Raw genomic sequence first — 24236 nt, forward strand, 5'->3', positions numbered from 1 at the left:
TTCCCGTTTCGATCCGGCGGACAGGACCAATCCTTAACCCCCGCCGTCCTAGACTGCACCCAAGACGGAGGCAGGCGGCATGGCGCGACGCGCGGCGAAACGGATCGAAGAGCAGACGGCGTCGCAGGAAACGGTCCCGACGGCCGACCCCGCTCAGCAGTTCCTGCGTCTGATGAGCCACGAGATGCGCACGCCCCTGAACGGCGTCATCGGCATGATCAACCTGTTGCAGCGCACACGGCTGGACGGCGCCCAGCGCGCCTATGCCGAAAACGCGCGTCAGTCGGCCGAACATCTGCTGGGCCTGGTCAACGACCTGCTGGACTACGCCAGGCTGGAAGCTGACGCGCTGGAGTTCGATCTGGCGCCTGTCGATCTGGAGGGTCTGGCGCGGGGCGTCGCCGAACTGCTCAGTCCCCGCGCCCACGACAAGGGGCTGGAGATCGTCTGGTCGGTAGCCCCGGACACGCCCCATATCCTGGCAGATGAGGGCAGGCTGCGGCAGGTCCTGTTCAACCTGGCTGGAAACGCGGTGAAGTTCACCGAGGCCGGTGGTGTCCGCATCGCCATCGAACGCGCCGAAGCAGAGGGCGACGCCGATCCCGACCGGCCCCGCCTGGCCTTCCTCGTCGACGACACCGGCCCCGGCGTCCCGCCTGAGGCCCGCAATCGGATATTCGAGGAGTTCGGCCACGCCGATTCCTCCGACGCCGCCCGCCACGACGGCGCCGGCCTGGGGCTGGCGGTGGTGCGCAAACTGGCCGCCGCCATGGGCGGGATCGTCAAGGTCGAAGACCTGCCGGCCGGCCACCGGGGACGGAATTCGGGCAAGGGTGTGCGCTTCCGCTTCGAAGCCGCCTTTCAGGCCGTCGCCGACCCCAAGGATGCGAACGCCAGGGACGCGACCCGCGACGCTCTGCGGGGACGAAGCGTCGCCGTCCAAGCAACCGATCCCTTCGTCCTGTCGGCCGCGACCGCCCAGATCGCGGCGTCCGGCGGACGGGTCGCGCGCGTCGCGCCGGTCGTCCTGGTCGATCATGCAACGGCGCCCGGCGACGCCCAGGCCGAGCTGTTGGCCGCCGCGCCCGAGACGGGCCGCGCCATCGTCCTGTTGAAACCGTCCGAGCGCGACCTGATCCCGCGCTATCGCGCCGCCGGTTTCCACGGCTATCTGATCAAGCCGTTGCGCCGCGCCTCTCTGGTCGAACGCGTGCTTGCCGCCGCGGGATCCGCCGGGACTGTCGCCGAAGCGGGAGGCCAGCCGCCCCGTGCGCTAGCATCCGCCCCGCCCGAGGACGACCGCGTCGCACCCATCCAATTCGCAGGGGCGCGTGTGCTGCTGGTCGAGGATAATCCGGTCGGCGCCCTCCTGGCGCGCACCCTGCTGCGCCGCGAAGGCTGCGTCGTCGAAACCGCCGCCACCGGCGCCGAGGCCGTGGAGGCGTTGCAGCGCGCGCGCTACGATCTGGTCTTCATGGACATGCGGATGCCCGGCATGGACGGCCCGGCCGCCGCCCGCGCGATCCGCGCCGGGGGCGACGCCACCCCCATCGTCGCCCTGACCGCAAACGCCTTCGCCGAGGACCGCCGCGCCTGTCTGGAAGCCGGCATGAACGACCATCTGACCAAGCCGCTGGACGCCGCCTCGCTGCGCGCCGCCCTGACCCGCTGGACGAAGGGCGACATCCGCGCCAAGGTCGGCTGAGATTCAGGCGTCCGCGTTCCGGCCGCCGCCGGAGCGTTTCATGACCGACAAAGCCTCGTCCTCCGCCGCCGTCCCTGCGGGAGGCAAGTCCGCGAGCCGCTTCGGAGGTCTGGCCGTCTATGGCGAGCGTCGCGTCTTCATCATGCTGCTGCTGGGCTTTTCGGCGGGCCTGCCCAATCTTCTGATCTTTGACACGCTTTCGGCCTGGCTGCGCGAGAGCGGCCTGTCTCTGGCGATGATCGGCTTCTTCGCCCTGGCGACCCTGTCCTATTCGCTGAAGTTCGTCTGGGCGCCGCTGATCGATCGGACCCACATTCCCCTACTGACCAAATATCTGGGCCACCGCCGATCATGGATGCTGGTCACCCAGGCCGTCGTCATCTTCGGCCTGTGGTCGATCTCAGGCCTCAACCCCGCGACCGCCTTGCCGCAGGTTGCAATGTTCGCTGTTCTGGTCGGTTTCTTCGGCGCCACACAGGACATCGTCATCGACGCCTGGCGTATCGAGGCGGCGGACGACACGCGCCACGGCGCCATGGCCGCCAGCTATCAGTTGGGCTATCGCGTCGCCCAGATCGTCGCCGGCGCCGTGCCCCTGGTTCTGGCCGACCTTTATAACTGGAACCTGTCCTATGCAGTGATGGCCGCGCTGATGGGCTTCGGCGTCGCCGGAGTGCTGTTCGCGCCACGCGAGAAGGCGCATGTGATCCGGCCCATTCCGGTCACGGGCATTCCGTCGCGGCCCCGTCTCGAAGTGCTGGAATGGATCGCCCGGCTGGTGGTCATAATCGCCGCCGCGATGGTGGTGGGCTCGGGTTTGACGGCGCAGGCCGATCCGCTGAACGGCCTGCTGGGCCTGTTCGGTCTGAGCGCAGAGGGTAAGGCCGCGATCACGCAGGCCTGGGCGGCGAAACCGGGCGGGGTCTATCTGCAGGTGCTGGCGGTGTTCGGCGGCTTGGCGCTGATGGTGCTGGCCTGCTGGCCCATTCCCGGCGTGAAGACACGACCCGGCGCCTATCTGGCGGGCTCTTTCGGCGCGCCGCTGGCCGATTTCTATAAGCGGTTCGCGGGCGTCGCGACCCTGATCCTGGCCCTGATCTGCGTCTATCGCCTGGCCGACTTCGTGCTGAACATCATGAATCCCTTCTACCTGGACCTCGGTTTCTCCAAGACCGAGCTGGCCGAGGTGCGAAAGGTGTTTGGCGTGGTGATGACCTCGCTGGGCATCTTCGTCGGCGGGTGGTCGGTGGCCCGGCTAGGCCTGATCCGCACCATGGTCATCGGCGCCTTCATGAGCCCGGTGTCCAACCTGGTCTTCGCCTGGCTGGCGACCCAGGGGCCCAATCTGTCGGCCCTGACCGTGGCTATCGGGGTGGACAACGTCGCCACCGGCTACGCCGGCACGGCCCTGATCGCCTATATGTCCAGCCTGACGTCGATCGGCTTCACTGCGACGCAGTACGCCCTGTTCAGTTCGCTCTATGCCTTGCCCGGCAAGCTGATCGCCTCCCAGTCGGGCCGTATCGTCGAGGCGGCAGCCCGGGCCGCCGAGGGCGGGGGGCCGTTCGCGGGCCTGAGAGGCCTGTTCGCGCGCCTGCCGGAGGGGTCGCTGGCGACCGGCGCAGCGACCAGCGGCGTCAGCCCGGCCGCCCTGGGCGCGGGCTATGTCGTCTTCTTCCTCTACTCGGTCGTCATCGGGCTGTTCGCCATTGTCCTGGCCTTCGTGGTGGCCGGCAAACAGACCGCGCTGGAAGCACGCCGAAAGGCGGAGGAGGACGTCGACCCGGCCATCGCGGCGACCGAGGGCCAGCCCTCCTGAAGCCTCAGCGTTTCAGAAAGCCGCCGATCATGTCGCCCAGGCCGCCGGGCAGCTTGCCCAGCAGGTCGTCGGCGCCGTTCAGCTGTCCGCCGGGCGTCAGGCGGTCGATGGCTTCGGGCAGCAGGCCCGCCAGGGTCTCTCCCGCCTGCTGGGGCGTGACGCCCATCTTGGCGGCGATGTCGGCCAAGGGGCCGTGACCGATCACGGCGGTGATCTGCTCGGCCGAAATATTGGCGTTGGCGCCGGTCCCAATCCAGGAGCCGACCACGTCGGCCAGGCCCGCCTGGTTGAACTTCTCCACCAGACCGCCGACGCCGCCCTGGCCTCGCAGAAGGTCGCCGACGCCGCCGGCCGCATCGCCGCCCAGGCCGTTCAGCACATTGTCCAGCATGCCCATGATCCATCTCCTTCGGATTGCGGGATCAGGCTAGCACCGTCCTGCGACGGAAACGAGAAGGCGCGTCACCCCCTCGTTCCCCCGAGCCCGCTTCAGCGTTTGGCGTCGTTGGCGCCCTGGGTCACGGCCGAACCGGCCGCCGACACGTCGCGGCCGACGCCGGCGATGGTGTTGCAGGCCGAGACCGCCAGGGCGGCGGCGACGAGCGAGAAGGCGATGATCTTGCGCATGATGAACCTCCTTATGGTCAAGCTTTGTCCGAACGCCCAAGCTTGACCTTGGTTGCAGGGACGGTGTGGCACGAAGCGTCTTCGACCTTCTGGACCCGCGTTCGACGACCGCCTCGCCTCGCGGGCGGCGGGGCTTTGGTGTATGAGCCGCCGCCATGCCCTTCACCGCGACCGTCCTGACCATGTTCCCAGAGGCCTTTCCGGGCTCGCTCGGTGTGTCGCTGATCGGCACGGCCTGGCGCGAGAAGGGGCTGTGGAGCCTGGAAACGGTTGACATCCGCGCCTTTTCCACAGATACGCGCGGCTTCCTGGACGACACCCCTGCGGGTGGCGGGCCGGGAGCTGTGCTTAAGGCGGACGTGGTGGCTCGGGCGGTCGATAGCCTGCCGGGACCAAGACGGCCGCTTTTGTACATGAGCGCCAGGGGCAGGCCCCTGACCCAGGCGCGCGTCAGGGAATGGGCGAAGGTCGACGGGATCGTCGTGCTGTGCGGCCGTTTCGAGGGGGTGGACCAGCGGGTGCTCGACGCACGCGGGTTCGAGGAGGTCTCGGTCGGAGACGCGGTTCTCGCCGGTGGCGAGGCGGCGGCGATGGTCGTGATCGAGGCGTGCGTAAGACTGATCCCCGGCGTGCTCGGTTCAGGCGACAGCCTGTCGTCCGAGAGCTTCGAGGACGGGCTTCTGGAACACCCGCAGTACACGCGACCGCGGACGTTCGAGGGACTGGAGATACCCGAGGTGCTGCTGTCGGGCGACCACAAGAAGGTCGACCAATGGCGTCAGGCGCAACGGGAGCAAACGACGCGGGAGCGGCGGCCGGACCTCTGGCAGGCGCATCTCGCCAACTCACAGGTAAAGAGCGCAAAGCTCGAGGAGAAATGACATGAACATCGTTCAACAGCTGGAAGCTGAAGAAAAAGCCCGCGTTCTGGGCGAGCGCAAGATCCCGGAATTCCAACCCGGCGACACCCTGCGCGTCAACGTGAAGATCAAGGAAGGCGAGCGCGAGCGCGTTCAGGCCTTCGAAGGCGTCTGCATCGCCCGCGACGGCGGCGGCGTGAACGAGACCTTCACCGTCCGCAAGATCTCGTTCGGCGAAGGCGTCGAGCGCAAATTCCCCATTCTGTCGCCGAACGTCGAGTCCATCGAAGTGAAGCGCCGCGGCGTCGTGCGTCGCGCCAAGCTCTATTATCTGCGTGATCGTCGCGGCAAGTCGGCGCGTATCGCCGAGCGCCAGACGGTCCGCCCGGCCAAGGGCGCCGTGGTTCCGGAAACCGGCTCGGCCGACAAGGGCGGCGACGAAGCCTAAGGCTTCGGGCTCCTGCCGAAACGACCAAGGCCCCGGCGGTGACGCGGGGGCCTTTTTCATGCCTGAGGTGCGATCAGTGCGGGAAGAGGGGATTGGCCTCGGTGCGCTGGCCTTCCAGACTGTGTTTCAGGGCCTCCATCTGATCGTGCTCGGCCTTTACGGCGGCATGGGCCCGACGGATGGTCTCGCGGGTGGTGGCCGAGATGCCGCCGTCCTCCAGGGCCTTGTCGTATTTGGCGGTGATGAAGCTCTCGCCCGCGTTGATCGACCCTACGACGGAGTCGTCGTTGCGCAGCAGGGCGTGTTTCACGTCAAGAAAGGCGCGGTGCGCCTTCGCCAGGATGGAGCCGTCGGATTCCGGGTCGCCGCCCAGACCCCGCACGGCGGCCGACAGGTCATCGGCGATCTGCTGACGCTCGGCGGCGCGACGCTGGAACAGGGTGCGATAGTGGGCGTCGTCCGTCTGTTCGGCGGCCTCGCGATATCCGTCGGCGCTGTCCAGCGTCGTTTCGATTAGGCCGTTCAAAACCTTGATGTCGTGGGCGTTGGGATTGCTCATCTCGTCCATTCCTTCCGCAATTGCGGTCGATGGCGAAATGGGCGGGCGGCGGCTTTGGTTGCCGCCCTGCGACATCAAAGTTTGGTGCGCAGGGACCACAGTTCGGGAAAGCAGCGCTTGGTCAGGGTCGAGGCCAGATAGGCCGCCCCCTCGGTGCCGCCGGTGCCGCGTCGGCGGCCGATGATCCGTTCGACCGTCACGACATGCTTGTGCCGCCAGGTCAGAAGCGCGTCGTCCAGATCGACCAGCTTCTCCGCCAGCTGATACAGGGCCCACCAGCGTTCCGTGTCGCGATAGACCTCCAGCCAGGCGGCCTCCACGGCTTCGGACGGTTCATAGGGCTGGGTCACGTCGCGATCCAGCACGGCGACCGGCACGGGCAGGCCGGCGATCGCCAGCTGGGCCAGGGCGTCGTCGTACAGGCTGGGCGCGGCGATGGCGGCCTCAAGCGCGGCATGGGCGGCCGGGCGTTCGACATGGAACTTCAGGAAGCTGGCGTCCTTCAGGCCCAGCATGGCCTCGAACCGCCGGAACTGGTCGCTCTGGAAGCCGGACGACGATCCCAGCACGCCTCGGAACCGCAGATAGTCCGCCGGCGTCATGGTCGACAGGATGTCCCAGCTCTGGGTCATCACCGCCTGGATGCGGCTGACCCGCGCCAGGCTCTTGTAGGCGGGCACCAGATCGCCGCCGCGGACCAGGGTCTGGGCCAGCGCCACCTCGTGCAGCATCTGTTTGAGCCACAGTTCCTTGGTCTGGTGGATGATGACGAACAGCATCTCGTCATGCTGGTCCGACAGCGGATGTTGCGCCGAAAGCAGGTCGTCCAACGCCAGATAGCCGGCGTAGGTCATGTCGCTGGATTGGGTCATACGCCGCCTATCGCGCGCGAACCCCCGCGGCGCAAGCCGGCGGGGGCGAGACGTGTGGTCTTAGTGCTGGCCTTGGCCGGTCGCGTTGGCGGCGATCTGGCGGCCGGCGTCGAAGGCGTCGCGGGCGCCTTTGTAGATGAAGCCGTACGTCGGATAGACCGTGGTGCCCAGGCCGTTGATCGGATTGTACCAGACCTTGACCTGCGACCAGTCGTTGGCGGGCGAGACGTCGACGACGGTGACGTTCTCCTCGACCTTGCCGCGGCTGCCGCCCCAGTTGGCGTGGGTCACGCGCACGACGCGGTCGGTCAGGATGTCGGAAACGACGGCGACATGGCCCCGGCTCATGCGGCCCTCGGGGCGGAACACCAGGACGGAGCCGGTTTCAGGCGCCTTGCCGGTGCGGAAGTTGGCGGTGGCCTGGCGCCACCAGGTCCAGGCGTCGCCGAAGATATTAATGCCCGAGAACATGCGGGCGAAGGTCACGCATTGCCAATACGGCTCGTCAGCCTTTGCGGAAGCGGGCGTGACGCCCAATGCAAAAAAACCGAGGGTCGCCGCAACCGCGGCGGCTTTCAGCCGTTTCGACATGCTTAGGGTTTCCCGACCTGCCTAAGGAACCTCCTTTAGGCCACGGGTTCACGCCCTGTAGCAAGTTGTTTCGGCATATCGCCGTGCTTCATATTCGTGTCTGAAACCTTGCGCTTATGGGCGCCGAGCGTGCGCAAAGCCTTGCGCGCCGGGTGTTCGATCAGGTGATAGGACACGGCCGCCACGACGGGCAGCAGGGCCAGGATGGCCAACCACACGAAAATTTGAAGCTGCTTGTCCGGCGCGTCCGTCAGCTTGGCGGCCAGGCCGACGGCCAGCAGCTTCCACGGCACGCAGACCATATAGACGGAGTAGCTGATCTCACCCAGGTAGACCGCCGGGCGCGAAGCCAGCCAACCGGCGCGCTGGTTCGGCAGCGAGGCCAGCGACAGGATCAGGGCGCCGGCCAGCAGCACGGTGATCCCGTCCCACAAACCCAAGGCGGCGCTGAGCACCATCAGGCCGAAACTGATCGCCGAACAGGTCCAGGGCGCCTTCAGCGGGGCCTTGCGATAGACGAGGTAGAGGGCGCACCCCAGGGCGAAGCAGGGCACGATCCTGAGCGCGCCCCAGCGGATGGTGGCCTCGGTCAGGGGAAAGCCCGCCGTCTGCTCGAATACGAAATAAAGCACCGCCAGAAAGGCCGCCGCGCCGATCACGGCCGCGACGGGCTTTTCGCGCAGACGCCAGAAGACGAAGGCGAACAGGGGAAAGCACAGATAGGCGAACCACTCCGCCGAGATCGACCACGACGGATGGTTCCAGCCCGCCACCGGCGCCAGGCCCCAGGCGTGGACCATCATAAGATTGGCCGGCAACGAGGCCCAGGACAGGACATTGGCGTCCACGCTCATCCCCGCGATCAGGGCCGCCGCCGCCAGGAGACCCACCCCGATCAGGGTGGCGACATGCAAGGGATAGACCCGCGCCACCCGCGCCCACAGGAAGCTGCGATACGAGAAACGCTTCTCGCCCGCCGACTGCAGATAGACGTGGCTGAGAATGAAGCCCGACAGGACGAAGAACAGTTCGACGCCCAGATACCCTTTGGACACCAGGCCGGACTGGCCCGCGCCGGCCAGGTTTTCCCAGAAGGTGTAGACGGCGACCCAGATGGCCGCGCCGAAACGCAGGGCCGTGATGGGCTTCAGATCGGCGGGGGTCTGGACGGGGGTCATGGTGTCACCTTGGCACGTCAGCCTTGTCGAACCGTGAAGGCCCGCAAACGCCGTGCCCGGGGGGCTTTCAGGCCCGTTCAGCCGACCCAGGCGCCGTGGAAACCCGCCGGCAGGGCCACCTCGGCCTGCCAGGTCGCCACAGGCCCGTCCGATATGCGCGCCACGTCGAAGACGTGCAGTTCGGTGCGGCCATCCTTCAGATTGACAGAGGGGCCGACCAGCCAGGCCTGATCCTCGGCCGCAGCGCCGGGCTTGGGCACGAAGACGGCCTCTTCAACCACCTGATGGACGCCGAATTCGAAGGCGTTCGACCGGCCCTTGTCCCAGTCGTGCACGGCCAGGCCGGTCGGCAGGGGGCGACCGCGCGTCTCGCCCCAGGTATGTGCGGTCAGGCGGCGCTTCAGGCCCGCGCGGCGCGGGTCGGCCTTGGGGAATTCGCCGACCACCTCGCTGGAGACCATCTCGGTGCGGCCGTCGGGATGCAGGGTCACAAGGGCCAGTCTGGCTGGATCGCCCGGCACGACCCCGCGCCCGTCGACCAGCACCTTGGCGCCGTCCACCGCGAAGCGCGGATCGCTGCTGGCGGCCACGTCGAAACGGATCGTTCCGTCCCGCTCGGCCCAGGCGTCGCCCAGATGGAAGTGGAAGAAGGCCGGCAGACCGTAGAGCCGGCGTTGCGACAGGTCGGCCTTGTCCAGCACCAGGACCTGCGTGCCCATCTCGGGCCGCCAGTGCAGGGCCGAGACGACCGGCATGGCGTGGCCTTCGAACACCCAGGGCTGCAGCACCAGGATCAGATGCCGGTCTGTGGCGGTGAAGTCGTGCATATAGCTGGCGCGCGGCAGCGGCACGACCTGGGCGTCGTTCAGGCTGCGGTCGGGGTTCAGCCGCCAGATCACGGCCTGGCCGCCGGCCGTGCCCACGTTCCAGATCGTACCGTCGGGGGCGTAGCGCGGATGGGCCTGAAACGGCATCCCCTTCAGATCGTCGCGCAGGGTGACGAAGCCTTTCGTCGACAGGTCCGACGCCTCCATCGCCAGGGGCGAACCGGCCTCCCACAGGGCCCAGATCTTGTCGCCGGCCGCCATGACGGCGGTGTTGGCGGCGTTGGCGTCGTCGTTCGACCCGATGCGGGCGCGCGCGTCGCCTCTGGTGCCGAAGCCGGGCGTGACCACGGCGTCCAGTTCGGTTTCGGTGCGACGTTTGGGCGTGTCGGCGAACCGGGCCTCCAGCGTCGCCTGACCGTCCCGGATACGGAAGGCGCGCATCATGCCGTCGCCGTCGAACCAGTGGGTGGCCGAGCCGCCCGGTCGCCGGAACTTGGCCGGACCGTTGCGATAGAGGGCGCCTTCGAGCCCCCGGGGCGCCCGGCCATGGATCAGGCGCATGGCCTGACGCGGGGTGTCGCCCTCGACGTCGCGGGTGGCCAGGGCCCAGTCCGCGCTGGCGGCGGCGTCCAGGGCGGCGGCGGCGCGCACCATTTCGGGCGTGGCCACGGCGGCGGACAGGGCGGCGGCGCCCATCAGGAAGGAACGGCGGGAAGGGGTCATGGTCGGGCTCCGACGGCGCACTACTTACTTCAGGTCGATGGTCTGAGCGGTGGCGCCGGCGGCGGCGAACTTGGCGCGATCCCAGGACGCCGGCCCCATATTGCCCACCGCATTGTTGGAGAAGGCATAGGGTTCGGTCGGCATGCCGAAGGGATTGGTGTTCATCTTGCCGTCGCCATTCAGGTCGTGGAAGGCGCGTACCGCATAGTCGCCGTCGGGCAGGCCGTCGAAGGTGACGTGGGTCTCGCCCGCCGCCGCATCCAGAAGGGCGACCTTGGCCGGCTGGCCCCGACCGCCATAGGCGGCGGCGCTGTCGAAAACGGCGACCATGATCTTGCCCTGAGACGCGGCGGTGGGGAAGGACAGGGTCAGGTCGGCGGCCAAGACGGGCGAAGCGAAGGCGGCGGCGACAGCCAGGGCGGCGACAGGGGCGAAAACGGAGGACAGGGTCTTCATGGCGATGGGTCCGGTTCTGAATGAGGACCGCCGACCGGCCCTCGATGACCCGACCGTGCCGCCGACCCCGCCGGATCGCCAGCGCCTCTGCGGAAACGGACGCCTCGCCTTCGCCAACGACCGCGCCCGTCCGTTGGCGAAGCGCGAACGACCACCGGCGCGGACACGGGTTCAACCGTTGCTTAGCCCACGAAAAAGGCCCGGAACTTGAGTTCCGGGCCTGTCTCCTTCATCGCGCCTCGCGCAGACCCTTAGTCCAGGGTGCGCTTGATCTCTTCGACCGTGAAGCACTCGATGTAGTCGCCTTCCTTGATGTCCTGGAAGCCCTGGAACTGCATGCCGCACTCCTGGCCCGAGGGCACCTCGTTGACCTCGTCCTTGAAGCGTTTGAGCGTGTTGAGCACGCCCAGTTCCAGCACCACAACGTCGTCGCGGATGATGCGGACGCGGGCGCCCTTGCGCACGACGCCTTCGGTGACGCGGCAACCGGCGATCTTGCCGATCTTGGAGATGTCGAACACCTGCAGCACCTGGGCGTTGCCCAGGAAGGTTTCCCGCTGCAGCGGCGCCAGCATGCCCGACAGCACGCCCTTCATGTCGTCCAGAAGGTCGTAGATGATCGAATAGTAGCGGATCTCCACGCCTTCGCGTTCGGCCAGGTCGCGCGCCTGTTTCGACGCACGGACATTGAATCCCAGGATCGGCGCCCCGGCCGACTTGGCCAGGTTGACGTCGCTCTCGGTGATGCCGCCGGCGCCGGAATAGACGATGCGGGCGCGGACTTCGTCGTTGCCCATCTTCTCCAGCGAGGCCGCGATGGCTTCGCCCGAACCCTGGACGTCGGACTTGATGACGACCGGCAGCTCGCTGATCTTCTTGGAGCCCAGCTTGGCCATCATGTCGACCAGCGAGACCGAGCCGCCCGACACCTGGGCCTTCTCGCGCTTCACCCGCTGACGGTATTCGGTCAGCTCGCGGGCGCGGGCCTCGGTTTCCACCACGGCGAAGACGTCGCCGGGCGACGGCGCCTCGTCCAGACCCAGGATCTCGACCGGAACCGACGGACCGGCTTCGGTCAGCTGCTCGTTGCGCTCGTTCAGCAGGGCGCGAACCTTGCCCCACGAGCCGCCGGCCACGACGATGTCGCCGCGCTTCAGCGTACCGCGCTTGACCAGGACGGTGCCGACCGGGCCGCGACCCTTGTCCAGCTTGGCCTCGATGACCACGCCCTCGGCCGAGCGATCGGCGTTGGCGCGCAGGTCCATGACCTCGGCCTGGACCAGGATGGCTTCCAACAGGCCGTCCAGGTTCATCCGTTCCTTGGCCGACACCTCGATGATCTGGGTGTCGCCGCCCAGGCTTTCGGCGATGACCTCGTACTGCAGCAGTTCGTTGACGACCTTCTGCGAGGTGGCGCCCGGCTTGTCCATCTTGTTGACGGCGACGATCAGCGGGGCCTCGGCGGCCTTGGCGTGCTGGATGGCCTCGATGGTCTGCGGCATGACGCCGTCGTCGGCGGCGACGACCAGAACCACGATGTCGGTCACATTGGCGCCGCGCGCCCGCATGGCCGAGAAGGCGGCGTGGCCCGGCGTGTCCAGGAAGGTGACCTTCTGGCCGTCTTCCAGACGCACCTGATAGGCGCCGATGTGCTGGGTGATGCCGCCGGCTTCGCCGCCCGCGACGTCGGTGGTGCGCAGGGCGTCCAGAAGCGAGGTCTTGCCGTGGTCGACGTGGCCCATGATGGCCACGACCGGGGCGCGCGTCTCGGTGGCGCCCTCGTCGTCGGCCTCGGCGATGAAGCCGGTTTCAACGTCGGATTCCGACACGCGCTTGACCGCCATGCCGAATTCCTCGGCCACCAGTTCGGCGGTGTCGGAATCGATCACATCGTTGATCTTCATCATCATGCCCTGACGCATCAGGAATTTGATGATGTCGACACCGCGCACGGCCATCCGGTTGGACAGCTCCTGTACGGTGATGACGTCGGGGATGACCACTTCGCGCGGACGGTTCGGCGCGTCGGTCGATCCGCCCTTGCGCTTTTCCTTCTCGCGTTCGCGGGCGCGGCGGACCGAGGCCAGCGAGCGCATCCGCTCGGCGGCGTCGCCGTCGCCGACCACCGACTGGATGGTCATGCGGCCTTCGCGGCGCTTGGGCTCGCCGCGCGTGCGGCTGACCGCCTTGCCGGCGTCGGAGAAACGCTTGTCGCGATCGTCGTCGCGGCCGACCGGACGGCCGAAGCCGGCGCCGGGCGCGCGGCTGGGACGGGCGACCTCGGCCTGGGCCGGGGGGGCGTTCGGGGTCGGACGACCGCCGGGACCGGTGCGCGGGCCGGTGCGGGCTGCGCCCGGCGCCGGACGCGGGTTCAGGGCCGAGTAGCGGACGGGTTCGGCCGGCTTGGCGCCTTGCGGACGCTGGCCGGGACGCGCGCCTTGCGGACGGTCGCCCTGCGGACGCTCGCTCGATTGCGGACGGTCCGAATAGGCGCGCTCGCCGCCGCCCATCGCCTGCTCGCGGGCCGAGCGGCCGCCGAAGGCGGGACGTTCGGCCGGGGCGCGTTGCGGATTGCCGGGCTTGGGCGCGCGTTGACCGAAGTTGACGGCGGGACGCGTCGGGGCGGCCGGACGTGCGGGAGCGGGCGTCGGCGCGGCCGGGGTCGGCGCGACCGGTGCCGCAGCGACGGGCGCGGCCGGCTTGGGCGCGGGTTTGGCCGGGGCGGGCGCGGCGGCGGCCAGTTTGGCGGCCTCGGCGCGGGCGGCCTCGGCTGCGGCCTTGGCGGCGGCGGCCTCGTCGCGGGCGGCCTGGGCGGCCCGTTCGGTGGCGGCGGCGCGTTCACGCTCGGCGGCTTCGCGCGCGGCCTTTTCGGCGGCGGCGGCGCGTTCGCGCTCGGCGTTGGCCTGGGTCGCCAGGGCGATGGCGCGGCGACGGGCCTCCTGTTCCTCGGGCGAAAGGGCGCCGCCGGCGGGCTGGGCCGAACGCGGCGCCTGCGGACGCGGCGCCTGGGGCGCGGCGGCCTGCGGACGCGCGACATCGAAGCCCTGCGGGCGCTGAGGCCCGCCGGCGCCGACGCGGCGCTTGGTCTCGACCACCACCGTCTTGGAACGGCCGTGGCTGAAGCTCTGCTTCACGGTGCCGGTCGAAACCGATCCCGCGGCGCGCGGCTTCAGGCTCAGCGGCGCGCGTGGTCCCGTCTGGGACGGCGTTCCGCCGGTGTTCGAACCCTGGCCTTGGTTGGTCTTGTCGTTTTCGTCGCTCATCCGGTCGCTTTACTTGGGGCGGAAAAGCCCGCCGTCGTCTCGATACCCATAAACGGCCGTGAGCCCGTCTCCGTGCCAGGAGACAGGCCCGCGCCCGCCAAAATCCTCAGTTCGCTCCTGTGGGGAGCGTTCCCGCCGTTCCGTCCGCTTCACCGGAAATGTCCCAGTGAGGGGGGCGAAGCGGCCGAAATCCAGCCAGTCGTTCGACCTCCAAGGTCCAGCGATCAGCGCGTCCGCCCGCAAGCAGGACGGCGTGTATCGCATTTTCCAGCCCAAGGGCCAAACTCAAATCGTCCGCCGCAAAGGCGCCGCAGACCTTGGCGGTCTGATGGCGAGCCAATGCGAGGATTTTGCCACGGCCGTCAGAGGCTCCGTCAGAGGCCTCGATCACCCAGGCGGCCTTGCCGGACCGCAGGGCCGCAGCGGATTTTTCGAAGCCAGAAATAAGCACGCCTTCGCGCCGGGCAAGACCCAGCTGGTCCAGACAACGCCGGACCAGCAGCCGCTCCACCGTGTCGGCCAGGTCGGCGGGGGCGATCAGCCGCGTCTTGGCGGCCCGGGTGAAGCCGTTTTTCTTGACCGCGGCCTCCACCGAGGCGCGGCTGGCCTCGACCCACAGACCGCGGCCGGGCAGCTTGCGCCCCAGGTCGGGGACCACCTGGCCGTCGGGCCCGGCGACGAAACGGATCAGACGAGATTCGTCCATGACCTGGTGGCTGACCAGGTCGCGGCGTTCCCTATCGATCGTTGCGTCGCGCAAGCTCATGAACGGCCAGGGTCTCCATCACGCGTTCGACGGTTCGGAGTCCTCGGCGAGGACCTCCGCATCGTCTTCGGCCGCATCTTCAGCGGGCGCGTCGCCGAACACCTGGTCCGGATCGTATTCGCCCTCGGCGTAGTCTTCCTCGTATTCCGGCTCGGGCTGCGGCAGTTCCGAAGCGTCGATCCATCCGGCGGCCACGCGCGCTTGCAGGATCAGCAGCTCGGCGTCTTCCTGGGCCAGGTTGAAGCTTTCCAGAACGCCCGGGACCTTCACCCGTTCGCCGTTCCGGACTTCGTAGCCGCCGCGAATCTCGTCGGTGGCCAGGTCGGCCAAGTCCTCGACCGTCTTCACGCCGCCTTCGCCCAGGGCGACGGCCATGGCCAGGGTCACGCCCGGCACGTCCAGAACCGCGTCCTCGACGCCGAGTTCGACGCGCTTGGCGTCCAGTTCGGCGGCCTGTTTGTCCAGGAACTCGCGGGCGCGGGTCTGCAGCTCTTCGGCCGTCTCCTCGTCGAAGCCCTCGATCTCGGAGACTTCATAGGCGTCGACATAGGCCAGGTCTTCCACCGTGGCGAAGCCTTCCGTCACCAGCAGTTGGGCGATGACCTCGTCCACGTCCAGGGCTTCCTGGAACAGGGCGGTCCGCTCGGTGAATTCGCGCTGGCGACGCTCGGAGTCCTGCGCCTCGGTGATGATGTCGATCTGCCAGCCGGTCAGCTGGCTGGCCAGGCGCACGTTCTGGCCGCGACGGCCGATGGCCAGCGACAGCTGCTCGTCCGGCACGACCACTTCGACGCGGCCGGCTTCTTCGTCCAGCACGACCTTGGAGACTTCGGCCGGCGCCAGGGCGTTGACGATGAAGGTCGGCTCGTCCGGGTTCCACTGGATGATGTCGATCTTCTCGCCCTGCAGTTCGGCGACGACCGCCTGAACGCGCGAGCCGCGCATGCCGACGCAGGCGCCGACGGGGTCGATGGAGCTGTCGTTGGACAGGACGGCCATCTTGGCGCGCGAGCCGGCGTCGCGGGCGGCGGCGCGGATCTCGATCACGCCGTCATAGACTTCGGGCACTTCCTGGGCGAACAGCTTGGCCATGAAGCCCGGATGGGCGCGCGACAGCATGACCTGCGGGCCCTTGGCCTCGGGCCGGACGTCGTAGATGTAGGTGCGGATGCGGTCGCCGATGTTGAACACTTCGCGCGGGATGGACTGGTCGCGGCGCATGACGCCCTCGCCCCGGCCAAGGTCGACGATGGTGTTGCCGTATTCGACGCGCTTGACCGTGCCGTTGACGATCTCGCCGACGCGATCCTTGAACTCTTCGTACTGGTTGGCGCGCTCGGCCTCGCGGACCTTTCCGGTCACGACCTGACGGGCCATCTGGGTCTGGACGCGGCCGAATTCGAACGGCGGCAGGTTCTCGACGTATTCCTTGCCGACCTCGGCCTCGGGGTCGCGCTTCAGGGCGTCCTTCAGGCGCACCATGGCGCTGTCGTTGAACTCTTCCAGCTCGTCTTCCGGCATCCAGTCGTCCTCGACGATGGTGACGTGACGGGTCAGGGCCAGTTCGCCGGTCTTGTGGTCGATCTTGGCGCGGATGTCGTGGTGGGCGCCGTAACGCGACTTGGCGCCCTTCTGGATCGCCTCCTCGATGGCCTCGATCACGATCTCGCGGTCGATGTTCTTCTCGCGGGCGACCGCATCGGCGATCTGCAGCAGTTCGAGGCGGTTGGCGGAAATACCGGTGACGGCCATCAGGCGTTGTCCTCAGAAGGGGTCTTGGTGTCGGTTGTCGCTTGGTCCGGCGCACCCTCGGGCAGGCCGTCGTCTTCGGGTTCGCCGCGCGCGGCGCGAATGGCGGCGCCCCGTTTCATCAGGGCGTCGGTCAGAACCAGCTTGGCGTCGGCCAGCCAGTCGAAGGGGATCAGGGCGGTGTCGTCCTCGCCGTCCAGGTCGATCAGGACATTGCCGTCCTCATAGCCGGCCAGCACGCCCTTGAACCGCTTGCGGCCCTCGATCATCCGGTCGGTCTCCAGCCGCGCCTCCTCGCCCTCGAACAGGTCGAAGTCGATGGGGCGTGTCAGAGGGCGGTCGATGCCGGGCGACGAGACCTCCAGCAGATATTCGCCGGCGACAGGGTCGGCGGCGTCGAACACCTCGGACACCGCACGGCTCAGCTTGGCGCATTGTTCGACCGAGATGTCGTGATCGGACGGGCGCTCGGCCATGATCTGCAGGCGCTGGCGCTTGGAGCCCGACATCAGGCGCACGCGCACGACCTCCAGGCCGAGGCTTTCGGCGATGGGGTCGATCAGCTCCAGCAGCTGGCGGTCCTGGGCGGTCTTTGCGCGCACGCGACGAATATCCAAAACAAAAGCGGCGGTCCGTCCGGGCCGCCGCTTGGAACGACGCCGTTGGACGCCGGTCTAACGATGTGAGGGGGCATATAGGCGCTTCACGTCCGCTTGTCAGCCCTCTTATGTTCAGACCCGTCTGAACTCCAGAAAGACCGGCGTCGTGTCGCCCAGCTTCTTTTCCTCATAGCGGGTGACGACGTGGTCGGCGGGCGGGACGAACCAGTCCTGATCAGACGGGCCGATCCGCTCCAGCCCCGGCGTGCGCTCCAGACGTTCCAGCGCCCATTCGGCGTAGTCCAGCCAGTCGGTGACGAAGCGCAGCGTCCCGCCCGGTTTCAGGATGCGGGCGAAGGCCTGGGCCGTCTCGTCCTGCAACAGGCGGCGCTTGTTGTGGCGCGCCTTGTGCCAGGGGTCGGGAAACAGGATCAGCACCCGGTCGACCGAGGCGTCCGGCAGGGCGTCCACCACGTCGCGCGCATCGTCGGCGTGGATTCGGACGTTCTTCAGATCGCCTTCCTCGACGTGGCGCAGGGCCGAGGCCACCCCGTTCAGGAAGGGCTCGCAGCCGATGACCAGGGCGTCGGGCCGCGTCGCCGCCTGGGCCGCCATATGTTCGCCGCCGCCGAAGCCGATCTCCAGCCAGACCTCGGTCGCGCCCGGCATCATCGCCCTGGGATCCAGCGGCCCGGCCTTGGGGTCCGGCACGGCGATTGCGGGCAGCAGCGTCTCCATCAGGGCCGCCTGACGCGGCTTGATCGGACGGGCCTTGATGCGGCCGAAGGACCGCAGGGGGCGGTCCAGATGGGGATTGTCGTCCTCGGGGGGCAGGTCGGCGGTCATGCGCCTGCCGTTAGCCGTCGCCGCTCCCGGCGTCTAGGACCGCGCCGCCCGGCGCCCCGCCGAAACCTTTTGACGCCCCAGACCGAAACACCCTTCTATGCGCGCCGGAGGGGCGCCATCGGGCGGCGTCGCATGGGATAGAGGGGTTCCGATGACCGGACATCATCTGCGGGGCGTCGGCCTCGCGGCGCTGGCAAGCGCGGCCCTGGGGCTGTCGGCCTGCGCCACCACGGGCCAGGCCAAGCCGGAAACGGCCCAGGCGCGCCCGGCGCGCGACGCCAGCCTGGCGGCCGGGCTGGACCCGTCCAAGACCCTGGACCCCTATCCCTCGACCTATCAGCCCCTGCCGCGCGAAAACTTCGCCGTGGTCGGCGCCACCGTCCTGACCGGCACGGACCGCAAGATCGACAACGGCGTAGTGGTGGTGACGGACGGCCGCATCGCCGCCGTCGGCGACGCCTCCACCCCCGTCCCTGCGGGCTACAAGGTCGTGGACGCGCGCGGGCGCTATGTAACGCCGGGCGTCATCGACGTGCACAGCCACCTGGGCGTCTATCCCTCGCCTGGTGTGCAGGGGATGAGCGACGGCAACGAGGCGACCAATCCGAACACCGCCCAGGTCTGGGCCGAACATTCGCTGTGGCCTCAGGATCCCGGCTTCAACACCGCGCGCGCGGGCGGCGTGACCACGCTTCACATCCTGCCCGGCTCGGCCAATCTGTTCGGCGGGCGCGGCGTGACCATCCGCAACGTGCCCTCGATCACCAGCCAGGGGATGAAGTTCCCCGGCGCCCCCTACACGCTGAAGATGGCCTGCGGCGAGAACCCGTCGCGCGTCTATGGGAGCCGCAACCAGAGCCCCGCGACCGGCATGGGCAATATGGCCGGCTATCGCGCCGCCTTCATCGCCGCGCGCGAATACAAGGCCAAGTGGGACAAGTGGCAGGAGAATCATGAGGGAACGCCGCCCACCCGCAACCTGCAGAACGAGACCCTGGCGGGCGTTCTGGACGGCTCCATCCTGATCCAGAACCATTGCTACCGCGCCGACGAAATGGCGCTGATGATGGATATGGCCAAGGAGTTCGGCTACCGCATCACCACCTTCCACCACGCGACCGAGGCCTACAAGATCGCGCCGCGCTTAGCCGCCGAGGGCGTCTGCGCGGCCATGTGGACCGGCTGGTGGGGCTTCAAGATGGAGGCACTGGACGCCATAGAGGAGAACGCCGCCCTGGTGGATGCGCCGCAGGGGTCGTGCGCGGTCATCCACTCCGACGACGCCGAACTGACCCAGCGTCTGAACCAGGAGGCCGCCGCCGCCCTGTCGGCCGGTCGGCGCGCCGGGCTGAACATTTCGGAAGAACACGCCATCGGCTGGTTCACCTCCAACGCCGCCAAGGCCATCGGCATCGCCGACCAGACCGGGTCGCTGACGCCGGGCCTGCGCGCCGACGTGGTGATCTGGAGCGCCGATCCCTTCTCCATCTACGCCCGCGCCGATCAGGTCTTCATCGACGGCGCCCTGGCCTTCGACCGCGCCGACCCGGCCTATCAGCCGACCAGCGACTTCGAACTGGGCCAGCCCGGCTATGGGCTGAGCGCCGCCAACGTCACGGAAGGAGCCCGCTGATGCGCTTGTCCCATATTCTCGCGGGCGCTGTCGCGGCCCTGTCTCTCGCCCCTGCCGCCTTCGCCCAATCCGGGCCTCAAGCAGCGCGAAGCGCGGCAGGCCCCGACGAAGTCGTCGCCATCGTCGGCGGCCGCGTCCTGACCGGAACCTCCGTCATCGAAAACGGCGTGGTCGTCATGCGGGACGGCAAGATCGTCTCGGTCGGCGCCGGAGCCGCCCCGGCCGGCGCGCGCGTCATCGATGCGGCGGGCAAGACGGTGGCGCCCGGCTTCGTCGCCGTCGATTCCGGCCTGGGCGGAACCGAGGTCGGTTCGGTCCGCGGCACCAACGAACTGCGCAACCGCTCGAACACCCTCAGCGCGGCCTTCGACGTCTCCTACGGCCTGGACCCCTGGTCCTTCACCTTGCCGGTTGCGCGCCTGGGCGGCATCACCCGCGCCGTGGTCGTGCCCCAGCATCCCGGCTCGTCCGGCGGCCATGTGCATGAAGAGGACACCGCCGGCGCCGGCGACGGCGGCTTCCAGACGCCCGGCCTGTTCGCCGGCCAGGCAGCCATTATTCAACTGGCCCAGGGGCCCGACATCCTGGTCAAGCCGCGCGTGGCCATGGTCGCCCCGTTCGGCGAGGCCGGGGCCGACATCGCCGGCGGCGCGCGCGGCGCCCAGTTCGTCCTGTTCAAGGAGACGATGGCCGAGGTCCGCCTCTACGCCCGCAACAAGGCCGCCTACGAACGCGCGGGCCTGCGCAGCCTCAGCCTTTCGCGCGCGGACCTGGAGGCCCTGATCCCGGTGGCCAACGGAACCCAGCCGCTGATCGTCACCGTCCACCGCGCCTCGGACATCCGTCAGGTGCTGCGGCTGGCGCGCGAGGAGGGGATCAAGGTCATCCTGGACGGCGCCGAGGAAGGCTGGCTGGTCGCCGGCGACATCGCCGCGGCGGGCGCCCCGGTCCTTTTGAACCCCATCTCCAACCTGCCCTCGGACTTCGAGATGCGGGCGGCGCGGGCCGAGAATGCGGCGGCCCTGAACGCCGCCGGGGTGCTGATCGCCATCAAGGGCAACGAAGGCTCTACCCACCGGGCGCGCGAGGCCCGCTACAACGCCGGCAACGCCGTGTCGCACGGCCTGCCCTATGGCGCGGCCATTGCGGCCCTGACGGCCAACCCGGCCAGGATCTTCGGCATGGAGGGCCGTTTCGGCCAGATCGCGCCCGGCGCCGCCGCCGACGTGGTCGTCTGGTCGGGCGATCCCCTGGAGCCGCTCAGCCAGCCCTCCGCCGTCTTCATCGACGGGGTCGAACAGCCCCTGACCAGCCGCCCCCTGCTGTTGCGCGACCGCTATCGCCAGCAGACGCCGATGCCGCCGGCCTATCGCAACCCTTAACGAAAGCTTAGCGACAGGCGCCGGACTTGCGTGGTGCGGGACAACTCAGAGGAGTCTGTCCCGTGACGAAACAGTTGATGATCTCGGCCGCAGCGGCGGTCCTTCTATTTTCCGCCGCGCCGGCCCTGGCCGGCGGCCCCGGACATGGCGGAGGGGGCGGCGGCTGCGGAAGTTGCGGCGGCGGCGGCCACCCGGGCGGCGGCCATTCCGGAGGCGGCTTTCAAGGCGGCGGGAACTACAACCGCAACGTCAACGTCAATGTGAACAACGCCTACGCCAATAGTTCGGCGCAAAGCTCGGCCTACGCCCGCGGCTATTCCGCCATCAACGCGCGCGGCTATTCGGGTTCGTCCAGCTTCTCGCGCGGCTATGTCGGCGGCGGCACGGTCTATTCCGGCGGCGGCTATTCGGAAGGCTATTCCGAGGGCGGATACTGGGGCGGGCCGGTGATGTCCGCGCCGGTCAACTTCGTCGGTCCGGCGCCGGTCAGCGCCCCCGTCGGCTATCCGGTCTATGGCTTCGGCCGCGACTATATCGGCTGGCGTCCCTATCAGGGCGGCGGCTGCAACTGCCGTCCGGCCCCGCGCCCGGCGCCCCAGCCCCGTTACGAGCAGCGCTACGAACAACGCTATATCGAGCAGCGTCCGGCCTATGTTCAGGCTCCGCCGGTCAATATCGCGCCCCAGCGCATCTATGTCGCGCCGTCGCAGGTGAACATCGCCCCGCCGCAGATCGAGATGGGACCGCCCGCCTATATCGAACAGCCGCCCATCTATGTGCAGGCTCCGCCGGTCAACATCGGCCCGCAGCGGGTCCAGGTCGCGCCGGGTCAGGTCAACATGGCCCCGCCCCAGGTGGACGTCGCCCCGCCGGTCTATGTCGATCAGGCGCCCCTCTATGTGCAGTCGCCGGACGTGAACATTGGTCCCCAGCGGGTCCAGGTTGGTCCGGGACGCGTCAACATGGCCCCGGCTCAGGTGGACGTCGGCGGGCCGGTCTATGTCGATCAGGCTCCGGTCTATGCGCAGGCGCCGGACGTGAACGTCGGTCCTCAACGCGTGCAGGTGGCCCCCGGACGCGTCAATATGGCGCCGGCCCAGGTGGATGTCGGCGGTCCGGTCTATGTGGATCAGGCCCCGGTCTATGTGCAGTCCGCCCCAGTCAACATCGCCCCGGCCCAGGTCCACGTCGCCCCGCCGCAGGTGAACACGGCCCCGGCCTATGCGCCCAGCGGCTACTACGGCGACCTGCCGCCCGAGGGTGAAATCGCGCCGCCCCCGCCCCCGCCCCCGCCTCCGCCGCCGCCGCCCGCGCGTCCGCGCCACGGCTACGCCCAGGAACCGGGCGAACGCGGCTGATCAGGCCCTAGATCAGGGCGATCGTCTCGGCGATCGCCAGGGCCGCCTGTCGCGGATCGGCCGCCGCCGTGATCGGGCGGCCGATCACCAGATGGGTCGCCCCGGCGCGCAAGGCGGCCTCTGGCGTGGCCGCCCGGGCCTGGTCGTCCAGGGCCGCGCCCTCGGGCCGCACGCCCGGCGTGACGATCAGGAAGTCGTTTCGGCCCGCCTCGACGGCCAGGGCCTTGACGCGCGCCGCCTCGTGCGGACTGGCGACCACCCCGTCGATCCCGGCGTCCAGCGCCTGACGCACGCGACGCTCGACCAGATCGGCGGGCGACAGGCTGTGGTCGTCGGCGATCAGGTCCTCGGCCGTCAGACTGGTCAGGACCGTCACCCCCAGCACCTTCAGGCCAGAGCCGGCCACGCCGCGCGCCGCCGCCGCCATCACCTGGGGCCGGGCGTGGACCGTGAGCAGATCGCAGCCCGCTGCGGCCAGATTGGCGGCGGCCTTTTCGACCGTCGCGCCGATGTCGTGCAGCTTCCAGTCCAGAAAGACCTTGCGGCCGTCCGCCTTCAGATCGCGCGCCAGGTCCATGCCGCCCGCGGCGAACAGCTGAAGCCCGATCTTGTAGAAGCCGACCGCGTCCTGCACCCGTTCGACCAGGGCCGCCGCCTCGGCCGTCGTCGGCACGTCCAGGGCGCAGATGATCCGTTCGTCGGGCGCGCGGTTCGGGGCCAGGTCGGAAGCGGTTTCGGTCTGGGTCATCGACGGACTCGCGCTGAGCGGCTATGCCGGACACGCGGGCGCGTCGGCAGGGCGGCGTGACGGATTGAGGGCGAGGGCAGGCGATGAACGCAGTCGATTTGGGTGTCAACCTGTTCGTGACCCTGTTCGCCCTGTTGGACCCCATCGGCAATCTGCCGATCTTCGCCGCCGCCACGGCGGGCGCGACCCTGCGTCAGCGGATTTCCGTCTCGGCCCTGATCTGCGCCTTCGCCACCCTGTTCCTGGCCTTTTTCCTGTTCACGGGCCTGGGCCTGCTGCAGTTCTTCGGCATCTCCCTGGCGGCCTTCCGCATCGCCGGGGGCATTCTGCTGCTGTTCCTGGGGCTGGACATGGCGCGCGGCGACTTCCTGGCCATGTTCGCCGACAAGGACGCGCTCAGCGACGCCAAGGACGTGCGCGGCTATGCGCGTAGGCGTTTCCAGCGTCTGGTCGTGCCCTTCGCCATTCCGCTGATGATCGGACCGGGCGCCATTTCGGCCGTCATCATCCAGGCGGGCGAGGCGGCCAAGCTGGGCTATGCCGGCACGGTCGGCTCCCTGGTCGCCATCGCGGCGGCCTGCGCCGTGTCCTTCGTCTGTTTCGCCCTGACCGGCTCGCTCAGCCGCCTGCTGGGCGACGTGGGCATGGCCATCGTGGTCAAGGTGCTGGGCCTGATCCTGTGCGCCCTGGCGATCCAGTTCATCCTGCTGGGCCTGGGCGAGGCCATTCCCGGCATGATCTCGGGCGCGGTGACGACGCCCTATCCTTCGGACCGCTAGAGGCCCTAGTCCTGGTCCTCGATGGCGTGGATGTCGTCGTCGGACAGGCCGAAGTGGTGGCCGATCTCGTGGATCAGGACATGGGCGATCAGTTCGGCTAAGCCCACGTCGCCGCGTTCGCACCATTCGTCCAGGATCGGGCGGCGATAGAGGAAGATGCGCGACGGCTCGGGCGCCGGCCCCAGGCCCTCGCGCCGGCCGATGTCGACCCCGTGATACAGGCCCGTCAGCTCGAACGGATCCTCGATCTCCAGGTCCTTCAGCGTCTGTTCGTCGGCGAAGTCGTCGATGCGGAACACCACCTCGCCCGCCGCCTGGCGAAACTCGGCCGGCAGGGCGTCGAAGGCGTCGCGCGCCAGACGGGCGAAGTCGTCCAGGGACGGGGCCATGAGGTCGGGGGCGGCGTCGGTCATGCCCCGCCTATCGCCGCCCGCGCGCGCCGACGCAA

General features: G+C 68.9%; 23 protein-coding genes. 8 read left to right on the top strand and 15 right to left on the bottom strand.

Going from position 1 to position 24236, the window contains the following annotated elements:
* Positions 1 to 79: 79 nt before the first annotated feature.
* Together ACWPV3_RS04210 and ACWPV3_RS04215 are read left to right on the top strand one after the other, a co-directional pair.
* Positions 80 to 1705 carry a response regulator gene (locus ACWPV3_RS04210; RefSeq protein ID WP_453976966.1) on the top strand — a complete coding sequence of 542 codons (1626 nt, stop codon included), beginning with the start codon at positions 80 to 82 and terminating at the stop codon, positions 1703 to 1705.
* 40 nt (positions 1706 to 1745) lie between these two features.
* On the top strand, positions 1746 to 3524 hold the full coding sequence (locus tag ACWPV3_RS04215) for an AmpG family muropeptide MFS transporter (protein WP_453976967.1): 1779 nt from the start codon (positions 1746 to 1748) through the stop codon (positions 3522 to 3524).
* Positions 3525 to 3528: 4 nt separating this feature from the next.
* Here ACWPV3_RS04215 and ACWPV3_RS04220 read toward each other — a convergent pair whose 3' ends face one another.
* Both ACWPV3_RS04220 and ACWPV3_RS04225 read right to left on the bottom strand, forming a co-directional pair.
* Positions 3529 to 3921 carry a YidB family protein gene (locus tag ACWPV3_RS04220; protein ID WP_453976968.1) on the bottom strand — a complete coding sequence of 131 codons (393 nt, stop codon included), beginning with the start codon at positions 3919 to 3921 and terminating at the stop codon, positions 3529 to 3531.
* A gap of 92 nt (positions 3922 to 4013) precedes the next feature.
* Positions 4014 to 4151 carry an entericidin A/B family lipoprotein gene (locus tag ACWPV3_RS04225; RefSeq protein WP_292179382.1) on the bottom strand — a complete coding sequence of 46 codons (138 nt, stop codon included), beginning with the start codon at positions 4149 to 4151 and terminating at the stop codon, positions 4014 to 4016.
* A gap of 155 nt (positions 4152 to 4306) precedes the next feature.
* Here ACWPV3_RS04225 and trmD point away from each other — a divergent pair, with 155 nt between their 5' ends.
* Together trmD and rplS are read left to right on the top strand one after the other, a co-directional pair.
* A complete protein-coding gene (gene trmD, locus ACWPV3_RS04230; protein WP_453976969.1) occupies positions 4307 to 5032 on the top strand; it encodes a tRNA (guanosine(37)-N1)-methyltransferase TrmD in 726 nt (241 codons plus the stop codon).
* 1 nt (position 5033) lies between these two features.
* The gene (rplS, locus tag ACWPV3_RS04235) at positions 5034 to 5459 is read left to right on the top strand and encodes a 50S ribosomal protein L19 (protein WP_292086238.1); all 426 of its coding nucleotides are present in this window, start codon (positions 5034 to 5036) and stop codon (positions 5457 to 5459) included.
* Between the two features lie 73 nt (positions 5460 to 5532).
* Here the strand turns inward: rplS and ACWPV3_RS04240 are convergent, their stop codons facing one another.
* The 11 genes from ACWPV3_RS04240 to trmB form a co-directional block, all read right to left on the bottom strand.
* The gene (locus ACWPV3_RS04240) at positions 5533 to 6018 is read right to left on the bottom strand and encodes a PA2169 family four-helix-bundle protein (protein ID WP_453976970.1); all 486 of its coding nucleotides are present in this window, start codon (positions 6016 to 6018) and stop codon (positions 5533 to 5535) included.
* A 74-nt stretch (positions 6019 to 6092) separates the two neighbouring features.
* Entirely contained in the window at positions 6093 to 6890 is a 798-nt protein-coding gene (locus tag ACWPV3_RS04245; protein WP_292086234.1) for a tryptophan 2,3-dioxygenase, read from the bottom strand.
* Between the two features lie 60 nt (positions 6891 to 6950).
* Positions 6951 to 7481: a CHAP domain-containing protein gene (locus ACWPV3_RS04250; protein ID WP_312734705.1), complete on the bottom strand. Its 531-nt coding sequence runs from the start codon at positions 7479 to 7481 to the stop codon at positions 6951 to 6953.
* Positions 7482 to 7516: 35 nt separating this feature from the next.
* Complete coding sequence (locus ACWPV3_RS04255; protein ID WP_453976971.1) at positions 7517 to 8659, bottom strand: acyltransferase family protein; 1143 nt, start codon at positions 8657 to 8659, stop codon at positions 7517 to 7519.
* A gap of 77 nt (positions 8660 to 8736) precedes the next feature.
* Positions 8737 to 10209: a carotenoid oxygenase family protein gene (locus ACWPV3_RS04260; protein WP_453976972.1), complete on the bottom strand. Its 1473-nt coding sequence runs from the start codon at positions 10207 to 10209 to the stop codon at positions 8737 to 8739.
* A 24-nt stretch (positions 10210 to 10233) separates the two neighbouring features.
* Positions 10234 to 10665: a DUF2141 domain-containing protein gene (locus ACWPV3_RS04265; protein ID WP_453976973.1), complete on the bottom strand. Its 432-nt coding sequence runs from the start codon at positions 10663 to 10665 to the stop codon at positions 10234 to 10236.
* 251 nt (positions 10666 to 10916) lie between these two features.
* Entirely contained in the window at positions 10917 to 13928 is a 3012-nt protein-coding gene (gene infB, locus ACWPV3_RS04270) for a translation initiation factor IF-2 (RefSeq protein ID WP_453976974.1), read from the bottom strand.
* Positions 13929 to 14034: 106 nt separating this feature from the next.
* Positions 14035 to 14694, bottom strand: coding sequence for an RNA-binding protein (locus ACWPV3_RS04275; RefSeq protein ID WP_453976975.1), 660 nt, complete (start codon positions 14692 to 14694; stop codon positions 14035 to 14037).
* Between the two features lie 18 nt (positions 14695 to 14712).
* Positions 14713 to 16446 carry a transcription termination factor NusA gene (nusA, locus tag ACWPV3_RS04280; protein WP_312734693.1) on the bottom strand — a complete coding sequence of 578 codons (1734 nt, stop codon included), beginning with the start codon at positions 16444 to 16446 and terminating at the stop codon, positions 14713 to 14715.
* Entirely contained in the window at positions 16446 to 17045 is a 600-nt protein-coding gene (gene rimP, locus ACWPV3_RS04285; protein WP_453976976.1) for a ribosome maturation factor RimP, read from the bottom strand. Before rimP ends, nusA begins: the two co-directional genes overlap by 1 nt.
* 129 nt (positions 17046 to 17174) lie before the next feature.
* Positions 17175 to 17888, bottom strand: a complete 714-nt coding sequence (gene trmB / locus ACWPV3_RS04290) for a tRNA (guanosine(46)-N7)-methyltransferase TrmB (protein ID WP_312734690.1) — start codon at positions 17886 to 17888, stop codon at positions 17175 to 17177.
* A 151-nt stretch (positions 17889 to 18039) separates the two neighbouring features.
* Between trmB and ACWPV3_RS04295 the strand changes: the two genes are divergently transcribed.
* The 3 genes from ACWPV3_RS04295 to ACWPV3_RS04305 all read left to right on the top strand — a co-directional run bounded on the left by ACWPV3_RS04295 (position 18040) and on the right by ACWPV3_RS04305 (position 22261).
* Positions 18040 to 19521 (top strand): amidohydrolase, encoded by a 1482-nt coding sequence (locus ACWPV3_RS04295; RefSeq protein WP_453976977.1) that lies wholly within the window; start codon positions 18040 to 18042, stop codon positions 19519 to 19521.
* Complete coding sequence (locus tag ACWPV3_RS04300; RefSeq protein WP_453976978.1) at positions 19521 to 20903, top strand: amidohydrolase family protein; 1383 nt, start codon at positions 19521 to 19523, stop codon at positions 20901 to 20903. The genes ACWPV3_RS04295 and ACWPV3_RS04300 overlap by 1 nt, the downstream gene beginning before the upstream one ends.
* A gap of 62 nt (positions 20904 to 20965) precedes the next feature.
* Complete coding sequence (locus ACWPV3_RS04305; RefSeq protein ID WP_453976979.1) at positions 20966 to 22261, top strand: hypothetical protein; 1296 nt, start codon at positions 20966 to 20968, stop codon at positions 22259 to 22261.
* 7 nt (positions 22262 to 22268) lie between these two features.
* Here ACWPV3_RS04305 and pyrF read toward each other — a convergent pair whose 3' ends face one another.
* Positions 22269 to 23009: an orotidine-5'-phosphate decarboxylase gene (gene pyrF, locus ACWPV3_RS04310; RefSeq protein ID WP_453976980.1), complete on the bottom strand. Its 741-nt coding sequence runs from the start codon at positions 23007 to 23009 to the stop codon at positions 22269 to 22271.
* An 83-nt stretch (positions 23010 to 23092) separates the two neighbouring features.
* Between pyrF and ACWPV3_RS04315 the strand changes: the two genes are divergently transcribed.
* Entirely contained in the window at positions 23093 to 23788 is a 696-nt protein-coding gene (locus ACWPV3_RS04315) for a MarC family protein (RefSeq protein WP_292179336.1), read from the top strand.
* A 5-nt stretch (positions 23789 to 23793) separates the two neighbouring features.
* On the opposite strand, the gene ACWPV3_RS04320 is transcribed toward ACWPV3_RS04315, so the two are convergent.
* The gene (locus ACWPV3_RS04320) at positions 23794 to 24201 is read right to left on the bottom strand and encodes a metallopeptidase family protein (RefSeq protein ID WP_292086213.1); all 408 of its coding nucleotides are present in this window, start codon (positions 24199 to 24201) and stop codon (positions 23794 to 23796) included.
* Positions 24202 to 24236 lie beyond the last annotated feature (35 nt).

This window comes from Brevundimonas sp. Marseille-Q4549, assembly GCF_976940555.1.